This is a genomic window from Shewanella sp. WXL01 (assembly GCF_012263345.1).
Classification (GTDB): Bacteria; Pseudomonadota; Gammaproteobacteria; order Enterobacterales; family Shewanellaceae; genus Shewanella; species Shewanella maritima.
The window spans coordinates 702,483-725,926 of record NZ_JAAIKQ010000001.1 but is presented as its reverse complement, the minus strand read 5'-3'; the positions used below and the strand labels follow the sequence as shown (position 1 = coordinate 725,926).

General features: G+C 46.0%; 20 protein-coding genes. 15 read left to right on the top strand and 5 right to left on the bottom strand.

Annotation, left to right across the window (positions count from 1 at the left end):
• Positions 1–99: 99 nt before the first annotated feature.
• From G3R49_RS03045 to G3R49_RS03010, 8 genes are all read left to right on the top strand, one after another.
• Positions 100–1,068 (top strand): hypothetical protein, encoded by a 969-nt coding sequence (locus G3R49_RS03045; protein ID WP_130598377.1) that lies wholly within the window; start codon positions 100–102, stop codon positions 1,066–1,068.
• A 13-nt stretch (positions 1,069–1,081) separates the two neighbouring features.
• Entirely contained in the window at positions 1,082–1,981 is a 900-nt protein-coding gene (locus G3R49_RS03040) for a DUF350 domain-containing protein (protein WP_167868603.1), read from the top strand.
• Between the two features lie 5 nt (positions 1,982–1,986).
• A complete protein-coding gene (locus G3R49_RS03035) occupies positions 1,987–3,744 on the top strand; it encodes a polyamine aminopropyltransferase (protein WP_167868602.1) in 1,758 nt (585 codons plus the stop codon).
• A gap of 78 nt (positions 3,745–3,822) precedes the next feature.
• Positions 3,823–4,236: a YjfI family protein gene (locus tag G3R49_RS03030; RefSeq protein ID WP_130598383.1), complete on the top strand. Its 414-nt coding sequence runs from the start codon at positions 3,823–3,825 to the stop codon at positions 4,234–4,236.
• Positions 4,237–4,246: 10 nt separating this feature from the next.
• Positions 4,247–4,936 carry a PspA/IM30 family protein gene (locus G3R49_RS03025; RefSeq protein ID WP_130598384.1) on the top strand — a complete coding sequence of 230 codons (690 nt, stop codon included), beginning with the start codon at positions 4,247–4,249 and terminating at the stop codon, positions 4,934–4,936.
• A gap of 6 nt (positions 4,937–4,942) precedes the next feature.
• On the top strand, positions 4,943–5,596 hold the full coding sequence (locus G3R49_RS03020) for a hypothetical protein (protein WP_167868601.1): 654 nt from the start codon (positions 4,943–4,945) through the stop codon (positions 5,594–5,596).
• A 15-nt stretch (positions 5,597–5,611) separates the two neighbouring features.
• Positions 5,612–5,938 (top strand): hypothetical protein, encoded by a 327-nt coding sequence (locus G3R49_RS03015; protein WP_130598388.1) that lies wholly within the window; start codon positions 5,612–5,614, stop codon positions 5,936–5,938.
• A gap of 122 nt (positions 5,939–6,060) precedes the next feature.
• Complete coding sequence (locus G3R49_RS03010) at positions 6,061–6,882, top strand: ion transporter (RefSeq protein WP_167868600.1); 822 nt, start codon at positions 6,061–6,063, stop codon at positions 6,880–6,882.
• Between the two features lie 24 nt (positions 6,883–6,906).
• Here the strand turns inward: G3R49_RS03010 and G3R49_RS03005 are convergent, their stop codons facing one another.
• From G3R49_RS03005 to G3R49_RS02990, 4 genes are all read right to left on the bottom strand, one after another.
• Positions 6,907–8,046 (bottom strand): GGDEF domain-containing protein, encoded by a 1,140-nt coding sequence (locus G3R49_RS03005; protein ID WP_167868599.1) that lies wholly within the window; start codon positions 8,044–8,046, stop codon positions 6,907–6,909.
• A gap of 138 nt (positions 8,047–8,184) precedes the next feature.
• On the bottom strand, positions 8,185–10,542 hold the full coding sequence (gene mrcB / locus G3R49_RS03000; RefSeq protein ID WP_167868598.1) for a penicillin-binding protein 1B: 2,358 nt from the start codon (positions 10,540–10,542) through the stop codon (positions 8,185–8,187).
• A 34-nt stretch (positions 10,543–10,576) separates the two neighbouring features.
• Entirely contained in the window at positions 10,577–13,108 is a 2,532-nt protein-coding gene (gene hrpB, locus G3R49_RS02995; RefSeq protein ID WP_167868897.1) for an ATP-dependent helicase HrpB, read from the bottom strand.
• A gap of 441 nt (positions 13,109–13,549) precedes the next feature.
• Positions 13,550–15,838: a bifunctional diguanylate cyclase/phosphodiesterase gene (locus tag G3R49_RS02990; RefSeq protein ID WP_167868597.1), complete on the bottom strand. Its 2,289-nt coding sequence runs from the start codon at positions 15,836–15,838 to the stop codon at positions 13,550–13,552.
• A 210-nt stretch (positions 15,839–16,048) separates the two neighbouring features.
• On the opposite strand from G3R49_RS02990, the gene thpR reads away from it, so the two are divergent.
• Complete coding sequence (gene thpR / locus G3R49_RS02985; RefSeq protein ID WP_167868596.1) at positions 16,049–16,663, top strand: RNA 2',3'-cyclic phosphodiesterase; 615 nt, start codon at positions 16,049–16,051, stop codon at positions 16,661–16,663.
• A 177-nt stretch (positions 16,664–16,840) separates the two neighbouring features.
• On the opposite strand, the gene pepB is transcribed toward thpR, so the two are convergent.
• On the bottom strand, positions 16,841–18,118 hold the full coding sequence (gene pepB, locus G3R49_RS02980; protein ID WP_130598400.1) for an aminopeptidase PepB: 1,278 nt from the start codon (positions 18,116–18,118) through the stop codon (positions 16,841–16,843).
• A 182-nt stretch (positions 18,119–18,300) separates the two neighbouring features.
• Between pepB and sfsA the strand changes: the two genes are divergently transcribed.
• From sfsA to panB, 6 genes are all read left to right on the top strand, one after another.
• Complete coding sequence (gene sfsA / locus G3R49_RS02975; protein WP_167868595.1) at positions 18,301–19,005, top strand: DNA/RNA nuclease SfsA; 705 nt, start codon at positions 18,301–18,303, stop codon at positions 19,003–19,005.
• Between the two features lie 118 nt (positions 19,006–19,123).
• Positions 19,124–19,567 carry an RNA polymerase-binding protein DksA gene (dksA, locus tag G3R49_RS02970; RefSeq protein WP_130598404.1) on the top strand — a complete coding sequence of 148 codons (444 nt, stop codon included), beginning with the start codon at positions 19,124–19,126 and terminating at the stop codon, positions 19,565–19,567.
• Between the two features lie 85 nt (positions 19,568–19,652).
• A complete protein-coding gene (gene gluQRS / locus G3R49_RS02965) occupies positions 19,653–20,507 on the top strand; it encodes a tRNA glutamyl-Q(34) synthetase GluQRS (protein ID WP_167868594.1) in 855 nt (284 codons plus the stop codon).
• Positions 20,508–20,700: 193 nt separating this feature from the next.
• Positions 20,701–22,011: a polynucleotide adenylyltransferase PcnB gene (locus G3R49_RS02960; protein WP_130598408.1), complete on the top strand. Its 1,311-nt coding sequence runs from the start codon at positions 20,701–20,703 to the stop codon at positions 22,009–22,011.
• Between the two features lie 30 nt (positions 22,012–22,041).
• Entirely contained in the window at positions 22,042–22,542 is a 501-nt protein-coding gene (folK, locus tag G3R49_RS02955) for a 2-amino-4-hydroxy-6-hydroxymethyldihydropteridine diphosphokinase (protein ID WP_348633900.1), read from the top strand.
• 77 nt (positions 22,543–22,619) lie between these two features.
• Positions 22,620–23,414: a 3-methyl-2-oxobutanoate hydroxymethyltransferase gene (gene panB / locus G3R49_RS02950; protein WP_167868593.1), complete on the top strand. Its 795-nt coding sequence runs from the start codon at positions 22,620–22,622 to the stop codon at positions 23,412–23,414.
• Positions 23,415–23,444 lie beyond the last annotated feature (30 nt).

The following is a 23,444-nucleotide window of genomic DNA, read 5'->3' as shown; positions in this document are numbered from 1 at the left end:
TCAGATTGATATTCATCGCAATAAGATGAAATTCATAAACCTCAGGTACTATACCCTGTGTGTGTTTGAATTATGAAATATATACCAACTGGAGAAATCATGTTTGGCAAAATTTCGGCGATATCCCGCTATCTGGTAACCATCACCATGGTGTTGTTACTGTCAGCGTGTGGCGACGACCGGCCAGAGCAAATCGCCAAGTACCAACAACTGGCACAGCAGCGCCTTTCTCAGCTCGAATCCGCTTTAAACCAGGGCGAAGTACGTAACGCCAACCTACTCACTCAATATGCACAAGTGCTAGCAGCTAAGCAGCCTGACATGGCGCCGCTAATCAACGAGCTTGCTAAAGATGCCACCAGCTCAGGGCCTATGTATAGCTCCCTTGCAAGACGTGTGACTGAGCTAAGCAGCAGTGCAAACTTTATTGATCTTGACCAGCAGCTAGAAGAGGCGCAAAACCTTTATCAAGCGGCTGATATGGCATTGTTTAACGACATGCTGTCAGACCCGGTCAATGTGATTGCCGATATGTCTAACGGCACACTCGCCAGAGTTAATGCCATGAGCCGAGAGGCCGAGATCGTTGCTAATGGCAGTGAAGACTTTGGTGCGGGTAGTCAGTTAGTCGGCAACCCAGCCTATGGCAGCTGGCAAACCAACTCTAGCGGTATCTCGTTTTGGGAGTGGTATGGCATGTACGCCATGTTCTCCAATGTTTTCAATCGGCCAATTTATTACGATTCTTGGTCAAACCGCCGAGGCTACAGTTATTACAACGATGTAGGACGTTATCGCTACACTTCGCCAAAACAAGCAAGAGCGCAAGACAGAGTATTTGATAGCACCAAAAAGCGCTTTGACAGCCAGGGCAAACGCTTCTCAAGCCCATATGCGAAAAACCGCACTGGCTCGACGAGCTTGTCACGCCAGTCAACCAGCAGCCCGAGCACCAAGAGTGCTAGCGCCAGCAGCAGTAAGTTCCGCTCAAATTATGCGAAAAGTAATAGCAGTAGTTTTCGCAATTCATCTACCCGTACCTCTCGTGGTACACGCAGAGGCAAATAGGTAAGGAAACGTCATGAACTTTTTTCAACAATATGGCATCACCACAGACTTGGTCATTATTCTTGGCATCGATCTCGCTATCGCCATTGTACTGCTAACCCTCATGCGCTTTCTGCAGGGCTGGAGTGCCAAAGTTAGCAGCCGTGAAGAGCTATCTGAGCGCGACAACTTTGCTTTTGGTATTAGCACAGCAGGTGCAGTCGCAGCCCTAGGTATTGTGCTAACTGGGGCAATTACCGGTGAAGCCGCCACATCTTACACTGTTGAAGCCATTGGCATGACAGCCTATGGTTTATTTGGACTGATTCTAATTAAGCTTGGTCGTTATCTTCACGACAAAATCGCCTTAAATGAGTTTGCTAAGAATGAGCAAATTTTAAAGGGTAATGTGTCTGTGGCTTTAGTTGATGCCGCTGCAGCAGTTGCTACTGCAATCATTATCCGCGCGGTACTGTTATGGGCAGAAGACCTTACTCTCGATACCTTTGTAGCGATATTTGCCGCCTTTATTATCTCACAGCTGATGATGGTGCTATTAACTCGCTATCGTGAAAACCAATACGCTAAACGTAATCAAGGCGCATCCATGCAACAAGCCTTGATGCAAGGGCAAACTGCACTGGCGATTCGCCACAGTGGTTACATGATTGCCATGGCGCTAAGCTTTAATGCTGCAAGTCACTTTATCTACTATGAGCCAACGGCATATCTGCACAATATTGGTGGTTGGTTAATCTTCTCAATCATTATGCTAGTGCTGCTTTCTACCATTATCGCTATCGTGAAAAAGCTGGTACTGGTTGGTATTGATATCGCTGATGAAGTGGAAAAACAGCACAACATAGGCACTGCAGCTGTAGAAATGGCGATCAGTATCGCTGTTGCTCTTATTCTTACCGCACTAATGGCTTAACTTGTATGACCCAAGCTTCACCCTCCCCACTAGCCGATGACAATGGGGAGGGCGCAATTGTTGACCCTGCCCTACAAAAACGCGTTAGCTGGTTTGACGATGTTTTATTGCTAGGCATTATGGCCGCGCTAGCGGGATGCGGCCTTATCTACGAATACTTACTGTCTAATTACGCTGGCCGTATTTTAGGTGCGCTAGAGGCCGCAATCTATACCATGATTGGCCTAATGATCGTATCTATGGGTATTGGCGCATTTGCTGCGCGTAAAATCCGATGTGCCTTTACCGGCTTTGCAACACTTGAGCTTGCCATCGCTCTATGCGGCGGCTTAGCAATCATCATTACCGCTGCAATTATTGGCTTTGGCCACGTGATGCCTGTTGCCATAGCATCACAGCTTAACCTGCCACCCGACCAATTACCTGATGGCGGCGTAATCCACACCTTTCAAGTCCTTAGCCATTACATCCCATACGCCTGGGGAGTATTGCTGGGTTTAATGATAGGCATGGAAATCCCACTTATCGCCCGCGTTCGTCAATCATTAAGTGAAGCGCACTTGCTCCACAACGCCGGCACCATTTACGGCGCTGACTATATTGGCGCCGGTGTTGGCGCGGCGATTTGGGTAGGCTTTATGCTGGCCATTGATATCCAATTGGCTGCAGCAATGACAGCAAGCGTAAACTTGATTGCAGGTCTGGCATTTATCTGGCGCTTCTGGCAGCAAATCCGTTATGTGAAATTACTGTTTGTCGGCCATATCATTGCCTGCGCTATTCTCGGCGTGTTGGCTTATAAAGGCCCGCAGTGGGAGCAAGGGTTCAACAACCTACTGTATAAAGATAATGTGGTGTATACCGAGTCGACCAGATTCCAACAACTGACCTTTACCGAGCGTTTACGAGGCAGTGGTAAACCGCCAGTTTATAATCTTTATATCAACGGTCGCCTGCAATTCTCTAGCATTGATGAGCACATCTACCACGATTTTTTAGTCCACCCAACGCTCGCTGCAAGCGCCAGAACCGACAACGTTCTGATTATCGGCGGCGGTGACGGTTTAGGGCTTAAACAGGTTTTAAAGTGGCAGCCTAAGTCGGTAACTTTAATGGACTTAGATGAAAAGCTAGTTGCGCTATTTAAGCAACCACCAGCTGATATGCCTAAGCGATTAAGTCGCGCCATGCTGGCGTTGAATGATGACGCCCTTAACGATTCTAGAGTTAATCTCATTTACGATGATGCCTTTAATGGCGTTGATAAACTCATAGGTGATAATCAAAAATTTGATGCCATCATCATCGACTTACCTGACCCAAGTCACCCAGACCTTAACAAGCTGTATTCAGATATGTTCTACCGCAAGGTTGCCGAGCTGCTTAGCGCCGATGGTGTGGTCACAGTGCAGTCGACCTCGCCTTACCATGCACCAGAAGCATTTATGGCAATAGGAAAAACCCTCAACGCTAGCGGATTTAACATCAGCCAGTATCATCACAATGTGCCTAGCTTTGGCGAGTGGGGCTGGACTAGCGGCACACTCAAAGGCGCACCAATGAAGAGCCGTATTAACAAACTTGACGCGCTGCCAGTTGAGATGGATTGGATTACCCTAGGATTAATGCAAGCATCATTCGAATTTCCGCTTCATTTCTATGATGATTTGCCGCAAATTAAGGTAAATGAGATTGGTTCGTTACAGCTCTATCGCTACCACCAAGGAGCATGGTCAGAGCAGGAGCTGATGAATCTTTTTTAATGGTGAAAAAAGGCGCTTGACATATTATGTCGTGGTGCTATCTTTAATCGCAGACATATTATGTCAATGAGGACAATTATGAACATCCATACAATTGCAAACCATCTAAATGGCTTATGCGACCAAAGTAAAACCGGCTTTCAATTCGACTGCTACCCGATTGACGGTGACGTAGAAGTATTGCAAGCCAACATTATCGGCCGTGAAGAAATTCCGGTGTTTGTTTCGGTTACTGACAATCAAATTTTGTGCATTAGCTACCTTTGGGGCGAAGATGAAGTTAACCCAGAGCGCCGTGCAGAAATGTTTGAAACCATGTTAGAACTTAACATTCCAATGCCATTATCATCATTTGCAAAAATTGACGATAAATATGTGGTTTACGGTGCTTTGTCTGTTCATTCAAGCATGGAAGAAGTTGAACAAGAATTAGCTGTACTGTCTGACAACTGTCTCGAAGTCATCGACGAGCTAGCCGACTATTTAAAATAAGGAGCCAATCATGGGTATCTTAAATAAAATTTTAACCGCGTTTCGTGGTGGTGCGACAGAAGTAGGTCAAAGTATTGTCGATGCCAACTCAACACGTATTTTCGAACAAGAAATTCGTGACGCTGAAAAACACTTAACCAAAGCTAAGCGTGAACTAACTGACGTGATGGCTAAAGAAATGCAAGCCAGCCGTGAAGTTGAGCGTCTGCAACGTGCAATTGCTGAACACGAAGGTTACGCAACTCAGGCTTTAGAAAAAGGTAACGAGGCACTCGCACTTGAAGTCGCTGAGAAAATTGCTCAGTTAGACCAAGAGCTTTCTGAGCAACAAAGCGCTAACCAAAGCTACACGGCTCATGCTGAGCGCCTAAAAACTCTGGTGAAGAAAACTGAGCGTCAGCTGTCTGATTACCAACGCCAGCTAAGCATGGTTAAGACCACTGAAAGCGTGCAAAAAGCGACAGCGACTATCACTGACTCCTTTGCCTCAAGCAACTCTAAGCTGCTTAATGCTAAAGACTCACTTGAACGTATCAAGGCACGTCAGCAACAGTTTGATGACCGCCTAAAAGCGGCTGAAACCTTAGATGACGAGAACAGCGACAAGTCTCTGCAAGCTAAACTAGCTGAAGCTGGCATTGGCGAGCAGAAGTCTAATGCAAGCGCTGTACTTGACCGCATAAAAGCGAAAAAAGGGTAATTAGCAATGGGATTTCTTAGCGGCCTATTTGGCAAAAAACAAGCTCCCGAGCGCACGCTCAGCAATCCCAATGAGCTACTCAAGGGTGACATGGTCACCCTTGATGATAGCTTTGCATTGCCGTCGCAATTAAGGGGTCAACAACTGAAAGTGGAAGCCATCCACACCTACGAGTATCAGCGCAGCCAGCAGTGCGAGTTTTTACTAAGAGGTGCCGAGGGCAGCGCTATTTTCATGGCTTATGTTCAAGACGACGACCCTTATTTAAGCTTTTCAATCAAAATCACCCGTGCAGATGTTGAACAACTATTCGACCTCGATGAGTTTGCGCAACTGTTCGAAGAGCCAGGCAATGCCACTTTGCATACTAATGAGTTATCAGCTGAGCTTGATGACTTATTTGGCCGTTGGTTAGCCCAAAGCTACCATCAGCAAGAGTTTGCCCAGTTTGGTTACTTCCACCGCGAGGACTATCGCAACCTTAAGCCGCCGCAAGATGAAAATGGCAAACGTGGTGACGCCTTTGAAAGCTACAACCTGGTCAATGGCGACGATACTCATGCTATTGATGTTGAGGTATATGAAGGTGGCGAAACAGAGGTCATGCTGACGCTATACCGTCCATTAAGCGATGTTCGCGACTACTGGCCAGGAAGCTAGGCAGGAGCAAGAGTAATGACGAAATCAAAAACCTTACCTGAAGCCTGGCTCAAAAACCAAAAAGCCGCCAAAGCAACGCAAGTGGCTTTTGATCTGGATGAAAAATTCCAGTACACCATTCGCAAATCGGCACTAGACGAAGGCTTAAGCCCGTCTGATCAAATCCGCACCATACTTGGCTTATCGATTTCAAAACGCCCTAAGCGTCCACGCTTAACCGTCTCACTTAGTCCTGATGATTATGTCTTGCTAGCGCAAAAGTACGATCTAACACCCGAGGACCAGTTGGAAATCAAAAAGCGGGTCATCGATGATCTCGTCGAGTTTGTTGAAACTAAATAAGCTTAATCGGTTGACTTAAAACGCACAGTCCTTAGCACTGTGCGTTTTTGTTATGCTACTCTGCGTACTAATACCATTTGGTATAAAGCAATGAGTTTTCAATAAATCATAAATGGATTGCTATGATTGATTCACAAAAATGGTCAGCCCGCATAAGAGAAACTACGCCCAGCCCGATTGAGCTAGCCATGATGGTGCTGTCGTTAGTGTCGGTGGTCGTGGTGCTCGCAATGACGTTCTCAAATCTTGACCGCGAAACCTATCGCTTACTGTTAGCTATCGACTCATCAATTTGTATCATCTTCTTAATCCGCTTTTTTGTAGGCTTGGTCAACGCTCGCGACAAAAAATACTATGTCAAAACCCATTGGATTGATTTTGTCGCCAGTATTCCGGCCATTGAACAACTTAGGTTTGCCCGTATCTTCCAGATCTTAAGGGTTATTCGCCTGCTTCGAGCTAGCCGCTCGCTGATTTTACCGCTGCTAAAACAACGCAAACAAACCACTCTCGCCAGCCTCTTATTGGCAATGGTGTTAATTCTAGCTTTCTCATCGATTCTGATTTTACTGGTGGAGTCTGGCGCACCAGATGCCAATATCACCACAGCAGAACAAGCTATCTGGTGGGCATTGGTCACCATCTCTACCGTCGGTTATGGTGATTTTTATCCTGTTACCACTGCAGGGCATGTTATCGGCGGCGTTGTGATTGTCAGTGGAGTAAGCTTCTTCGGGGTAATATCAGGTTATATGGCATCGGTATTCGTTGCACCTGATGACGCAGAGCGGCAGCAGGCACACCAAGAAGAAATAAAATCAGAGATTGAACGAGCACTAGAGCGTATGGAGCAAAATCAGCAAAAGATGGAACAAAACCAAACTCAAATGCTTAGTGAGATTAGCGAATTAAAAACTCAACTTGCTAAAGCGAAAAAAGAGTAACAAACACCTAGCTCCAAGACTGCTCTAGTAGCGCAGACAGTTCTTACCTTCATTTTTGGCGCGATAGAGCGCCATATCGGCCAAGTTAACCAGCTTTTTAAGTGGCGTTTGTTTTGCGTTGGCAAATGCGGCGCCGATAGACACAGTGACATCAAGCCCAGTGTCTCGCCAGGGAAGCTCAACAACGGAGCGTAAAATATCAGCAGCTATCTGCTCCAGCGTGTCTTTGTCTATACGTAAAAACACCACCAAAAACTCTTCACCGCCATAGCGAATGTTCATGTCGGTTAAGTTGCCGCAATAACTTTGAATGACATCACCTACCTGAGAAATTACCTTATCTCCCACTTGATGGCCGTATAAGTCATTAATCTGCTTAAAATTATCAATATCTATCATCAAAGCTGCATAGGTTAACCCGTGACGACAAGCGTAACGCTCAGCATCAAACGCATGTTGTGAAAAATACAAACGGTTTTTAAGGCCGGTTAATGGGTCGGTAATCGTTTGCTCGGCAAGAGATTTTTGACTGGCTTGTAATCTTAGACGCTGACTGCGGATCTGCCGATATTGCTCATAGGCTTTCCAGGTTTCAAAATCGCGGCGCAAACTAGAGATAGTGGCAATAAAAAACAGTCCTACCATAATTGAGATACGGTCGACCTCTCCGTCAAAATCATGGGCGATTCTTTCTGGCGCTATCATTACCAGGTAAATGATCAACATAGCCGTAAGTGCACAAAAACTATAGTGAAACGGCAAACGACTCAGTGCGCCAACGTACACCAATACTAAGGTGCCACCAAGTTGATAGTTAAAATCGCCAACATCTATCGCCAGTTGCCCAATATATAAAATCGACCAGTACACAACTAAAATAAGCGTAAATTCAGCAAAGTTGAGCAACTTGGGCTTATGACGTTTAAACCACAGCATCATGGCAAAACATAGGGCGGAAAGGGTTGTACGGATGAAGACCGCGGTTGAGAAGTCATCTTCTAAATGTTGGTAATCAAAGACCAGAAACAGCAAATAAATACTTACGGCTGACAGCACAAAATTAGAATAGGGAAGCATGACCTGATAGATCTGATAATGCTTAAAGCGCTGATATCCTATATGGGAACGCTTTTGTATTGAGACACGTTTGAAGTGCTCGAACATAAAGCCCCTAAGCCGTTAATTATTCGTGAATATATAAAGTGTAGAATATAATAGCGACCAATAGAATTGAATCTTTTCCTTGGTTAGTTTTACCGCCAAAACCACGGTAAAACTAACCTAAAATCATTCTAGGACAAATTAATCTTGCCCAAGTAATTTTTGCCACCAAGATAAAGGCTCACCACAGTTAGCTGCGGGTTGATAGCTCTCTGCAATCGCAGGCAGCATGACGACTTCACCACAATCAGCTTGCTTAGCCTGCCCCGTTGCAACCTCAAAGTAGCCATTCACAATGCCGCTTGGCGGCGACAAGCGTAAACTCAGCGGTGGACGATTTTTCAAAAACGCCTGATACACAGCCATTGCACCGCTACTGCCATAAAGCCCCGTCTTGCTGTTGTCGTCCTGACCAACCCAAATTGCCGCGACATTGCGCTCATCAAAGCCAGCAAACCAGGAGTCTCGACTGTCATTGCTGGTACCTGTTTTACCCGCCAGGCGCGTATTTGGGAAAGCGCGACCCAGGCGCTTAGCCGTGCCACTTCGTACAACCTGATGCATAGCATACTGCACTAGATGATCGGTTGCTGGCGCGATAGCAAGCTCGCTGCGTGGGCGCTTAGCTTTTAACGGCGTATTGTTTTCATCTAGCACAGACGTAACTGAAATCAGTCTACGGAAACGTCCACCATCGGCCACAGTTTGATAGACCTGCGCCACCATCAAAGGTGATCCATTCACCGCACCAAGTAGCATTGATGGGTACGTAGGTACTTCTTCAGACCAGCCAGCCTTGATTAACGTAGTCGCTACCGCATCAACGCCGACACCAATACCCACGTTCACTGTAGGTACGTTCATTGAGTCTTTAAACGCTGTCAGTAAGGGCACCTGACCACTAAACTCTTTAGTGACATTCTTTGGTGACCAAGTTTGTCCTTGACCGTTTTTGAGCGTTATAGGTTTATCATCTACCAAACTGGCAAGCGTATATTGCTGCGGCTCAGCCAACGCTGAGGCATAAACAAAAGGCTTAACCAGTGAGCCTATCGGCCTGCGAATATGCGCAGCGCGGTTAAAGCCATCAAAACTTGGCTGCTTGTCACCCACCATAGCGGCAACACCACCGGTATATTTATCGGTAACCACCATACCCACTTGCACATCCTTAGTGCGCTTATCTAGCTCAGCAAGGGTACTTACCACAGCTTTTTCAGCCGCCTCTTGCGCCATTGGGTCTAACGTGGTGTAAACCTTAATTCCTGAGCGTTTAAGCAATGACTCGCCAAATCGCTCATTAAGCTCTTGTTTAACCATGGCAAAGAAGGCTGGCAGTTTTTTATGAACCGAGCGCTTAGCACTGCGCAGGCCTAGCGGTGAGCCTGCAGCCGCTTTGTACTGGGCGACAGTTAACTTGTCGTTCTCCATCAGAATTCTCAGCACCAGATCACGGCGCTCTCTAGCACGCTCTGGGTAACGCCAAGGGTTGTAGTAAGACGGCCCTTTAATCACAGCAACCAAAAATGCTTGCTGATCCACTGTTAACTCGGCAATAGGCCTACCAAAATAGAACTGCGATGCTAGCCCCATACCGTGTACGCCGCGCGCTTTATCCTGCCCCATGTAAACTTCATTAAGATAAGCTTCGAGGATTTCATCCTTGCTATATCTAAAGTCAATGATCAGCGCCATCAAGGCTTCTCGGGCTTTGCGAACTAAACTACGCTGACTAGATAGGAAAAAGTTCTTCGCCAGCTGCTGAGTTAGGGTTGAACCTCCCTGCACTGTACGCCCAGCACTAATATTAACCATGGCCGCACGAGCGATCGCTGTCGGATTGACGCCGTGATGTTCAAAGAAGCTTCGATCTTCAATCAAAATGAGCGCATCAATAATGGTTTGCGGCATGTTAATGGTCGATACAAATAAGCGGTCTTCATCACCTGTGGCAATCATTCTATCGAGCAGTACGGGCTCGAGATGGAACACCGCAAGCTCGCGTTTATCTGACATGCGTTTAACCGAGTCAATGCCTTGCTCATCAAAGCTAATCATCACCCGTTGCTCAGCTTGATTACCTTCAGGATGCAAAAATGCTCGTCGCCATAGTTCAATACGGGTTTTCGATGCTGAAAACTCACCAACTTGTCTTGGATTTGCCACCTTGCGGTAACCAAGCATTTTGAGCTCTGCCATCAATTGCGGGTGATTGACTGCAGCTCCTGGATATAGCGCCATAGAGCGGCTAAATACCTGTGCCGGTAAATGCCACTTTTGTCCTTCAAATTTACGAGCAATAATTTGGTCTAAATAGATGGCGTAGAAGGTCACAGCAGCAAACGCAATTAACGTCAGCTTCCAGGTCAATGACCAGATCTTTCTCCCCCAAGACGAAGAGGCTTTTTTATTAGTTTTCTTAGCACGTTTCCCCGCTTTGTTAGTTGTTTTGCCCGCACTCTTACGCGGTGATTTTGCGGTGGTTTTCGCTTTTGCCATAAAAGGTATTTCTCAAAAATATATTGTTAGGCGCTTATGCGCCTGGTGTGCGCTTTTTAGTAAATTTTGTTGGCTGAGTATTCGCAGGATCATCAGGCCACAAATGCTTAGGGTATTTACCCTTCATCTCTTTTTTTACATGCTCATAAGGCCCTTGCCAAAAACTAGCAAGATCAGCAGTAACCGCAATAGGCCTTTGCGCCGGCGACAACAGCGACATAGTAATCACAAACTTACCATTAAATAAACTTGGGCTTTGTGCCATACCTAGCGCTTCTTGTAATCGCACTTTTAGCAAAGCACGTACACCTGCTGCTGTTTGTTGATTAGCATCATCCACTTGATATTCAATTGGCGCGCGCGTCCCGGTTAACATGGGCCAATGGCTTGGCACTTTTTCAGCAAGCTGTTGCTGCAAATTCCAATCTAGCTGATTCAGTAGCAAGCTAGCCACATCAAGCTTTTTAAGCTGCTCAAGTGTTTTAACCTCATTGAGATACGGAGCAAGCCAATCTTCTAGGCTAGCTAATAATTGCTGCTCACTAACCTCAGGCCAGAGCTCACCTTCAAACTGTCTCGCCAACGCCACCCTTAACTGCAACTGTTTGAGCTTTTGGACATGGTCGAATATCTCAAATCCTTGGCGCCTAATTTCAGCTAATAATGCGTTAATCACTATCGCTTGATCGATTTTATTAATCGACTCGCGCGCTAACACTACCTTGCCGATGCAGGTTTGCTTTTCGGCAATAAAACGCCCTTTCGCAGCATTCCATTCACCTAGGCTTTGCTCAGTCACAAGATAAGCAAGCTCACCATCAAATAGTGACTTGGGTAATCGACTGGCTAAGTAAACGCGACCATTTTGCTGATTAGCGTGTTCACCAAAATCGGCCACAACTAAATAGTCTTCATTGGCTAATGCTTCGGTTTCATCAAGGCTCACGCCGCAGCCATGACTGAGTAAAAACCGCCCCTGGCCTCTCGCCTTAGCGATTCTATCTGGGTAAGCAAGGGCTAGCAGCAAACTAATATCAGCATCACTGGCCCAGCTATTTACTGGTTGTCGAGGCGCTGTTTGCTTACCCTGACCTTTATCTTGCAGTCTATTTAGCCAACTTTGCACTTGCTGGCACACTTGCCCTTGCTCGGTTAACGGCAAATATTTAGCGATATCAACGCCTTTTTTCGGTAATCCACGCGCTTCAACAATCGCAGCTAGCGCACACGCTAGTTGCAACAACTGTGGGTTATCTGCAGCAATTTGTTTGGCTTTTAGCAGCATAAAAGCCAGGCGAGGATGCACGCCTAATTCATAGGCGCTGCGCCCCAAGGCGGTAATTTTATGATGACTATCCACCAGCTGCAGCTGCTGAAGTGTTTGCCATGCGAGTTGCTCATTCACTTTTGGTGGCATCGACAATAGCTGTAAATCTTGTAGTTGCGCCTCTCCCCAATAAGCACAATCAAGCGCTTGTTGGGTTAACTCAGATTGAGTAATTTCCGCTGCGGTAGTCGCGGCTAAACGCCCTTGCTGCTCCGCCCCCCAAAGCCTTACTGCTAGCCCAGCTTGTAGCCTGCCTGCACGGCCACTGCGTTGAATTGCCGAAGCCTGACTAATGCGTTTTAAACTTAAGCGAGTAACACCATTATTTGGGTTAAAGCTCGCCTCGCGCTGATAACCGCTATCAACGACAATTGTTATGCCATCTATGGTCAAACTCGACTCAGCCACGTTGGTCGCCAGCACAATCTTTCGCTTACCTTCAGGGGCGCGATTCACTGCCATTTGTTGCTGTTTAGCGCTTAACTCTCCATAAAGCGGGCAAATAAGGTAATCTTCAGGCAGGTGCGAGAGCAGTTCACTAAGACGAATAATTTCACCTTTGCCGGGCAAAAATGCCAATATCGAGCCTTGAGTATATTGCTCAGCATAGCCAGACTCACCTCTGGCAATATCAGCTATCACCTTGGCCATGTGATTTAACCATGGCGACTGAGTTGGCGCGGCCTTGTAAGCTAACTCAACCTCAAAACTTCGCCCCTGACTTTGCAAGCTCACGGCATCTGGCATCAACTTATCTAGAGGAAGGCCTGATAACGTCGCAGACATCGCAATAATCTTGATATCTTCACGCCAGTCTTGTTGCACCGCAAGAGCCAGTGCTAACCCCATGTCTGTGGTTAAATGACGCTCATGGATTTCATCGAACATCACCACATCGATACCCGTTAGCTCTGGGTCTTGCTGGATCATTCGAGTCAATACGCCCTCGGTAACGACTTCAAGGCGAGTTTGCGAGCTGACTTTAGTTTCACCGCGAACTCGATAACCGACAGTTTGCCCGATGGGCTCACCCAAACTTGCTGCAACAAAGTGCGCCACATTTCGCGCGGCCACTCGCCTTGGCTCTAGCATCAATATCTTGCCACTAATCTCTTGCCATTTAAGCATTTCAGCGGGCAGCGCAGTTGACTTGCCTGCACCGGTTGGCGCTTCAATAACAAACTGGCGATGTTCACTAATGGCTGCTTTTAACTGCGGGAAAATTTCGCTGATCGGCATAGCCGGTGATTTCGCACTATGCTGTGCATGGCTAGATTGATCAGCGACCAATTGAGCTGAATTGAGGGGTGAAGATTGAGTTGAAGCTTGTGGTTGCGATGGCATGAAGTTAAGAATTTTGGCGCTTAGAGCTGCGACTATCTATGCAAATAAATGATAAGCGCCAGTGTACTAAAAACCACTGGCTGCATCTAGAAAACCTGAGCTCGGGATAATAAATCGGTTTCTAACGGCTATTTTTGTCTATTTCTTTGTTGAAGCTACTTGCAATAGGCTAGCTATTGACGCGTAGCTTCGTCTTGAACTAAACAAAACTATCTCGTTAGAAACGTATCGCTAAGCCTTACTCTAGACTACAGAGTTATTGGCACTTCCTTATTCCGAGTTCAGGTTTAGAAAAGTAAAGCGCTGTTAACCAAGTCGTGAATAATAGGCGGTAGGTTAGATATCACCACCAATAAATTGCTCATTATCCTCAATCAACCAAGGATGTCGTATACCTGAATCTAGGGTTGATAATGGCGCAGGTTTATTAATGGCGTAACCTTGACCATAATCGACACCAAGATGCTTTAGCTTGAATCCAATTTCAGTGCTTTCAACAAACTCAGCAATCACTTCAAAGTTCATATCTTTACCCAATTGACAAATGGCATTCACAATCGCCTGGTCGCTTGAATCACGGCAAAGGTTCACCACAAACTGGCCATCAATTTTGACAAAATCGACATTCAAACATTTCAAATAGGCAAAGCTTGAAAAACCTGAACCAAAGTCATCAAGTGCCAGTTTACAACCTAATGGTTGTAATAAATCAATTAACGCAGTGGCTTGTTGCAATTGACTTACCGCTGCAGTTTCAGTGATTTCAAAGCACAGTTTATCTACTAGCTCTGGCTCTACCATCAAGCGCATTTCTAACCAGCCCATAAACTTTTGATCCGCGAGCGACATGGCCGATAAGTTTAACGACACCATAGACAGCTCACGCCAGGTTTCTAAATTATCACTGCCCCATTTGAGTAGGTTATCGATAACCCAGCGATCCACTCTCGACGCTAAGTTATAACGTTCGGCCGCAGGCAAAAACACCCCAGGCGAGACAAATTTGCCGTCGTCTTGCACCATTCGCAGCAAGATTTCCATGTGCAAACCAGACTCTGCTTTAGATAAAGGTTCGATTAGCTGGTAGAAAAGCTCGAACTGATTAAGTGCAAGCGCACCGGTAATATCAACCGAAGCTACCATCTGATTATAAAGCGTGTGAACTTGCGGATCATCGGGGCAGAAATAATGCCAGCGATTACGCCCCTCCTCCTTGGCTAAGCGGCAAGCTGCATCGGCCTGACTCATAACCTGATAAATGTCATCGGCGGTTTTATCTAGTTTAGCAATACCAATACTGGCGCTAACATTGTGCTGAACGTTTTTCCAAACAAACTCATGCTCAAATAGCTGATGACAAATACGTTTCGCGACTTGTTTCGCCGCTTCTTCATCGGCGTAATACATCAGCAAGCCAAACTCATCGCCACCTAGACGAGCAACGACATCACCTTTACGCAGTAACTGTTTGAGCCTTTTTGCCACTTGCTGCAGCAATTGATCACCGGCTAAGTGACCACTTAAATCATTGATCACCTGAAATTGGTCAAGATCTAAAAATGCCACACACGCTTGGATCTCTTCATCTTCTGCCAGCACTTCTTCAAGCAGGGCTTCAAACTGAATGCGATTAGGTAAACCAGTTAAAGCATCGTGGTTAGAGTGAAAAGATAACTCATCAGCCAAGCGATAACGCTCAGTGATATCTTCAACCATCAACAGCAGTTGTTTTTGCGAGTTCATGGCATGACAAAAACTAAACTTGTACCAATGCTGCTGAATTCCCGTTTTTAATGGCAGCTCACAAAATGCCTGGCGCAGCATGCCTGTGCGCACTATGTGAAGTGTATCTTCAAGTAATGGATGATCATCTGACTGCATTAAATCATAAAGGCTTTGACCTTCGATTAGCGGCAAACTCTGGTTAGCTACCTGATTTTGCACCACGACACAGTCATTTACATCAACCAAGGCACATGCCATTGGAAGCTGCTGAAACAACTCTTGATATTGGCGCTCTTTATTCTCAAGGAGATAAGATACTCTTCTTAGCTCCATTGCTGAGGCGACTTGGAAGGTAATATCTTCTAAGTAGAAATGGCGGCAACTATTAACATCATCTTTGCGAACAACTTCAATTGGCTGATTATGGATGTACACGCAAGCTAGCATCACACGAACATTACCTACCGTGACCGCAGGACTCACCGCAAGGTGCAGCCACTGGGGAAGTTGACTTAACGCGTGTGCAAACTTGCTGGTGTCCATTTGCTCTGATGGTGGTATATCTCCATCAGTCAGGCTTAGTTCAAGCGCAAATTCATTGGCAAGCAATAGATCCAGAAACTCAGTGTCAGATAACAATGCTTGAGTAAATAGGCTTTGACTGTCGCGCTCAAGGGTAAAATAACTGGCGACTTGACGTTTCGCGGTATCAACCACCTCTAAACTAGGCGCAAAAAGGTTGTCTTGTTGACTTGTGACGATAAATGCGGCATCGCAACTGACTTGGGCACATACTTGAATCAAGGCTTCGTCGAGCAATGCAAGGGTTGTAGCATGTTCATCTGTAAATCGTCCTTCAGATAACACACTTTTTAAAAGCTGTGGTGTACTGTTAACCATTAATCCACTCTAATTTTGATTAGCAATCCAATTTGCACTCAGGGGTGGAGAAGTAACGCTGCGATTGACTCACCGATTCATAGCTTGGCTTCACAACGCTACATAGGTAAGCATAGATGACAATGACTATTATTTCAGAAACATTGATTTAGCAAACTCTAACCGACCAATATTTATCGCTAACCTCACCTTAGCTAGGACATCATTTTTATGTCAGAAAACAAGTTACAAAATACCGTTAAGCGACTGTTTGTCGGCTTTGATATTTCTGCGTCCACACAAATTAAGTTGCGCCAAATTGCGACAACTGTGACTTCCCCACTTTTAATGACAGCGCAACCACTGCTGTCATCTTGTTCCCAAGTCCCCATTGAAAACATGCATGTTACTTTAGGTTTTTTAGGACAAGTGAATCAAGAAAAAACCACCAATGTTTACAATTCGCTACAAAGTTTGCGAGGTAACGCATTTAGTATCGATTTTGGCCAGATTAGCTATTGGCAAGCTACCAAAATTTTATGTATTGAAGGAAGCGCACCGCCAGCATTAACAAATTTGCATCGCCAGATACAAACTATCGCGGCTGATCTCGAGTTATATCAATCTAAATATGAATACCGGCCGCACATCACCCTTGCCCGCCCAATACGAACCGCTAGCTCGGTTACTCACGCTGATGTTGAAGAGCATTTAAGCCAGTTTAACCAACAGCTGCACCCCATAAAAATCGAATTCGATCAGCTGCATTTATATGAATCACTCAATGTTGGACAAGGCCGACCTCCTCGCTACCAGAAACTCTACACTAGAAAACTCGGTGCTTAGCACTAAGATGTCCAATACTGATATTCAATAACAAGAGCTACATTCAACCTGGTGCGGGTTAAGCACTTGGATTCTGAATATGGAGGAGCGTCCAGAAAAAAGCCGCCTATATAAGGCGGCTTGGAACTCAAGAGAGTTAATGCTACTCAATCAGTAGCACTAATTAACCGAGAGCATTTAGTCATTAAGAATTTCGGCAATAGTCAGTACGCCATGCGCGGTCGCACCAGCAGCCCATAAGCTACCAGAGTTGTTTTCAAACGCGGCAGCAAGGTCCATATGTAACCAGTTAGCTTCATCTGACACAAAACGCCATAGGAAGCCAGCCGCATTAGACGCGCCACCAGCGCCACCACCTTTAACAGGACGGCTATTCGCTGTGTCGGCATAAGGTGATGGGCACATATCTTTATGCCAAGGGTCTAACGGCAACGGCCATACGTTTTCAGAAACGCGGCTTGCACAGCGCTGCGCTAATTGCAGAGTTTCAGCTTGCGGTGAGAAAATCGCGTTGTAGCTACCGCCAACAGCCATCATGGCAGCACCAGTAAGGGTTGCGGCATCAATAATCAATGGCGCTTTAGTTTCACTTGCCGCTTGCAGGCCATCAGCTAACACCAATCGACCTTCCGCATCAGTGTTAACCACTTCTACCGTTACACCATTCTTATAAGTAAGAATGTCGCCTAGCTTGTATGCATGACCACTAATTAGGTTCTCAGCGCAGCATAAGAACAACTTAACGCGCTTGTTCAAACCTTGCTTCATCGCTAAACCCAAAGCACCAGTCACAGTTGCCGCACCACCCATATCGCACTTCATGGTCAACATGCCTTCAGACGGTTTAATGCTGTAACCGCCTGAGTCAAAGGTAATGCCTTTACCCACCAGTGCAATATCTACTGGTGCGTTGTCATCACCTGTTGGGTTGTAGTCAAGCTCTAATAATGCCGGTGGACGCTCACTACCACGGCCAACTGCATGAATACCCACCCACTGATTATCTAGCAAGCCTTGACCTTCAATAATATGGCTCGAAACCTTATCACCACCAATATTTTGCAACCAATTTGCGGCACGTGCAGCAAGCTTAACGGGAGACAGATTCTCTGGTGTGTCATTGGTTAAGTCTTTAGCAAATTGCGCCGCTTCAAACTGATGTGCTAGTAGGCTTTGCTCAGCATCTGTGCCGCACCACTTCACCTCAAAGTCACCTTTAGTTGAAGTAAAACCTTGCGAGAACGCCCATTGAGTGTGCACATCCCATAGTTCGCCTTGTAACTGCACATGGTTAATGCCCTGATTACGCAATTTACGTGCTGCAGCCTGTACATGTCGTAAACCATCTTGCTCAACCATATGAACGGTTGCCTGATCGTTTTCGAAACTTACAGCAGCATTTCCCCAAGGGCCAGTGGCCGCTTGATTGGATAATTTAACAATCATAAATTGCATAGGTCATTCCTTATATCATTATTTTATTAATGGCCGCTCTCACGCGCCCCCAAAATGCAGCTGTTTTAGTAGACACTTCAGTTGCACTTGTTATTTGCGCCTAGTGTAGGCTGAACAATTAGATTATTCCAAGGGAAAGTTTGTTAACATCTAGCTCAAAATAATGATGAAAAATTAGATTGATGAATTATTCTCCCGCACTACTCGAAGGTAAGTTAATTAAGCGTTACAAGCGTTTTTTAGCCGATGTACGCCTAGCTGACGACTCAGTTATCACCATCCACTGCCCAAATACCGGCTCGATGAAAAACTGCCTGTTTGAAGGCCACCGGGTGTGGTTTTCCACCTCTGACAACCCCAAGCGTAAATACCCCCATACTTGGGAGCTAATGGAAAGCGATCAAGGTCACCTTATTGGCATTAACACAGGTAATGCTAATGCCCTAGCGCAGGAAGCCATTGAATCAGGCGTGATTACTGAACTTCAAGGCTATGACGAACTAAAGCGAGAAGTGAAGTACGGTGCAGAAAATAGCCGAATAGACATACTGCTATCTAGCCAAGAAGGGCGAAAGTGTTATATTGAAGTCAAAAGTTGTACTTTACTTGAAGGGAATACAGGGTATTTTCCTGATGCGGTCACCACTCGCGGACAAAAGCACATTCGAGAGTTGGTCACCATGGTACAGCAAGGCCACCGCGCCGTATTATTGTTTGTGGTACAGCACAGTGGAATTTCAACCGTCAAACCAGCAGCCCATATTGACGCAAAATACGCAGACTTACTAAAAGACGCGATTGAACAGGGTGTAGAGGTACTGGCTTATAAAGTAGCCATGTCTACCACAGGTGGACGAATCGAAACAGTTTGTAAATTTATTGTCTAAGTCATAAAACAATAAATTAGCAAATAAAAAATTTGCCTCGCTATATAGATTTTGCTATAGATAGCGACCTCAAATTTTTAAGACGCCCTTAAAAACGCAACAATACAGGAGATGCGTTATGCCTGAAGGCACTAAAAAACTTGGCGTACTCGCTATCGCAGGTGTAGAACCTTATCAGGAAAAACCTGGTGAGGAGTATATGAATCAAGATCAGTTAGATCATTTTAAACTGATCTTAGAAGCTTGGCGCAACCAACTACGTGAAGAAGTCGATCGCACCTTGAACCATATGCAAGATGAAGCGGCAAACTTCCCAGATCCTGTTGACCGTGCAGCGCAAGAAGAGGAATTCAGCCTAGAGCTACGCGCACGTGATAGAGAACGTAAACTGATCAAAAAGATTGAGAAAACACTACAAAAGATCGAAGAAGACGATTTCGGCTTCTGTGACTCTTGTGGTATCGAAATCGGTATCCGTCGTCTTGAAGCACGTCCTACAGCAGATCAATGTATCGACTGTAAAACACTAGCTGAAATCAAAGAAAAGCAAATGGCTGGCTAAGCCACTGCTTTTGTGGGGTGAGACTTCTCACCCCTATGATTCCCTCTTATCTTTTACCCCTTTCAGTCGCTAGTCGCCGCTTTCTATGACTAACTACATTGGTCGTTTTGCTCCCTCTCCATCTGGCCCTTTGCACTTTGGCTCTTTAATTGCTGCATTGGCAAGTTATCTGCGTGCCCACGCCGAGCAAGGCCAATGGCTACTGCGAATGGAAGATCTTGACCCACCACGCGAAGTCGCAGGTGCCGCAAACGATATCTTAAAAACCTTAGATGCTTATGGACTACGTTGGCACGGGCAAGTCATGTACCAAAGTCAACGCCATCAAGCCTACCAAGACTGCATTGATGAGCTAATCACATCTAATCAAGCATATTTCTGCCAGTGTACTCGCAAGCAAATTCAACAAGCTGGCGGTATTTATAGCGGTCATTGCCGCGCTCTGAATCATCAAGATGGTTCCATCCGTGTTATTAACCAGGCACAAATTGCCACATTTGATGATCAGATTATGGGCAAGGTTAATGTAGCAGCAGACTTTGCTAGCGAAGATTTTATTATCAAGCGCCGCGATGGCTTATTTGCCTATCAGTTAGCGGTAGTTTTAGATGATGCAGAGCAAGGTATCACTGAAGTGGTGCGCGGTAGCGATCTGCTTACCTCAAGCTGTCGCCAATTGAGTTTATTTGCCATGCTCGGGCTTGATGCCCCAAAATGGGCGCATGTGCCCGTTGCCAGTGTTGAGCCAGGCTTTAAACTGTCCAAACAAAACCACGCACCGGCGATTGATATAAACAAACCTCAAGCAAGCATAAATGCGGCACTAGCCTTTTTAGGGCAGCAAAAAGTTGATGTTGATCGCGTTGACATTATGCTTAAGCAAGCTGTCTCACAATTCGATATCACACGCGTCCCAAAGCAAACTGAAATATTGATTTAAGCGACTTGGAAACTCGCTTATTGCTGGCGTTGGGTATATCATAGCCGCCAGATTTTTAATCAACCATTTTATCTGAACGAGGTGCATTATTTTTCGCCGTATTAGTCAATTCTGCAAACAGCTATTTGATTCATCAGCTGACGAGCAAGCAGAAGAAACACAATTACAAGCAGATGCATCTGGCCTGACAATTGTGGCTAGAAATAATCACGACATTTCCCGTCGTCAAATTAGTGAGAATGCGCTCAAGGTACTTTATCGTCTGCACAAATCTGGCTTTCAGGCTTATCTAGTCGGTGGCGGCGTGCGCGATATTCTTTTGGGTCTTGAACCGAAAGATTTTGATGTAGTCACCAATGCGACGCCTGAAGAAATTAAGCGCTTATTTAGGAATTGCCGTTTAGTTGGCCGCCGTTTTCGTCTGGCGCACATTGTATTTGGTCGCGACGTTATTGAAGTTGCGACTTTACGTGGTCATCACGAAAGCAATGGCAACAACGACAAAGTATCGAAATCGAATGCTCAAGGTCGCCTACTAAGAGACAACGTATATGGCACGATTGATGAAGATGCCGAGCGCCGCGACTTCTCTGTAAACGCCTTATATTACGATATCAGTGATTACTCAATTCACAGTTACTCAGGCGGTATTCAAGATCTCGACCAACGCATCATTCGCTTAATTGGCGATCCTGAAACGCGCTACCGTGAAGACCCTGTGCGTATGCTGCGTGCAGTGCGCTTTGCAACCAAGCTTGATATGCAAATTGAGCCGCGCACCGCAGAGCCAATTCGCGAGCTTGCACCACTGCTAAAAGGTATCCCCGCTGCGCGTATGTACGAAGAAGTGCTTAAGTTATTCTTCTCAGGCAAGGCTGCTGCGAACCTTGAAATGATGCAAGACTTTGATTTGTTTGAGCCATTGTTCCCACAAATCGATGCATTATTACAAGACTCACCAAAAGGCAGCATGGCAAAAATGCTTGATGCTGTGATGCGTAATACTGACTTACGTGTGGCGCAGGACAAACCGGTCACGCCGGCATTTTTCTACGCAGCTCTGCTGTGGTACCCGCTCAAGCAACGCGCCGATGATATCGCGCTAGAAAGCGGTTTAAGTATTTACGATGCTAACGTTGCCGCTATGGGCGATGTAATGGAGCAGCAGTGCCGCACCATTAGTATCCCGCGCCGTTTTAGCACTCCAGCTAAGGATATCTGGCAGCTACAACTGCGCCTAGAGCGCAGCCAAAGTGCGCGCGCATTCAAGTTACTTGAACACCCTAAATTCCGCGCAGCTTATGACTTATTGCTGCTACGCGCTGAAGCTGAAGGTGGCACAGCCGCTAAGGTTGCTAGCTGGTGGACAAGCTTTGTTGAAGGTGATGAGCAAACTCGCAGCGATATGGTCAAAAAAGGCAAAGGCAACCAGCGTAATCGTAACGCGCAGCAGCGCCGTCGCCGCAGAAAACCAGCCAATAAGAAACCTGCAGGCGAGTCGTAACTGGCGAGCCTGTTAGAGAGTTATCTTCACGTGAGTAATCAACAAGCACATAATCTGGTTTATATCGCACTGGGCGCTAATCTTGATAGCCCTAGTGCTCAGCTTAATAATGCCGTTGCGGCGATGAAAGCCTTAAGTCTTGATGGCCAAATTCAAGTCTCCAGCTATTACCGTTCAGTGCCTATGGGTGATGTTGAGCAGCCAGATTATGTTAATGCAGTAGCTTGCTTTATCACTCAACTCGCACCAATTGAATTACTCGATGCGCTGCAGCAAATTGAGCTTAATCAAGGCCGCGAACGTCTAGTTCGCTGGGGACCACGCACCTTGGATTTAGATATTTTGCTCTATAATCAACAAACCATTGAGCTACCTAGGCTCACCGTGCCCCACTACGGTATGAAGCAGCGTAGTTTTGTTCTTGTTCCCCTTGAAGAAATATCACCCGAACTAACCTTGCCTTGTGGCAGCTCAATCAATAAGCTAGTCAATCAAACTATGCGAGACGAGCTACAAAAACTGCCCGCTTAAGTTTATCAAATGCCCAACTAGGGTTAAGCTGCATGCAGATATCCCTCGCAACAATCAAATGTAATTAAGAGTCCATTATGTCTAAAGTTACCAGTTCAACCTTGATGAAGTTTAAACAAGAAGGTAAAAAATTTACCGCGTTGACCGCCTACGACGCTAGCTTTGCTGGCGCTTTTGACAGTGAAGGCATTGATGTACTGCTTGTCGGTGACTCTATGGGTATGGTGCTACAAGGCCATAGCGACACCCTACCTGTCACAGTCGATGATATTGCCTACCACACAGCTTGCGTACGCCGCGGTATTGAGCGCACCTTACTTATCGCTGACATGCCATTTATGAGCTACGCTACGCCAGAGCAAACTATGCAAAATGCGACCAAGCTAATGCAAGCTGGCGCCGCTATGGTTAAAGTTGAAGGCGGTGAGTGGCTGCTAGAAAGCGTAAAAATGCTGACACAGCGCGGCATTCCTGTATGTGCTCACCTAGGCTTAACGCCTCAGTCAGTGCACGTATTTGGTGGTTTTAAAGTGCAAGGCCGCGACAATGAAAATGCCCAGCGCATTATTAATGAAGCCAAAGCCATGGAACAAGCCGGCGCACAGTTATTAGTGCTTGAGTGCATCCCTGCACAGCTTGCTAAAACCATTACTGAAGAGTTGACCATTCCTGTGATAGGTATTGGCGCAGGTAAAGACACAGACGGCCAAATCCTAGTGATGCACGATGTATTAGGTATTTCTAGCGGCTATATTCCGCGTTTCTCTAAGAACTACCTAAAGCAAACTGGTGAAATTCGCGCAGCGGTAAAAGCCTACATTGAAGAAGTTGAACAAGGTATCTTCCCAGGTGAAGAGCACACCTTTAACTAATTTAAGTAGAAATCCATGCGCCTGCTAATC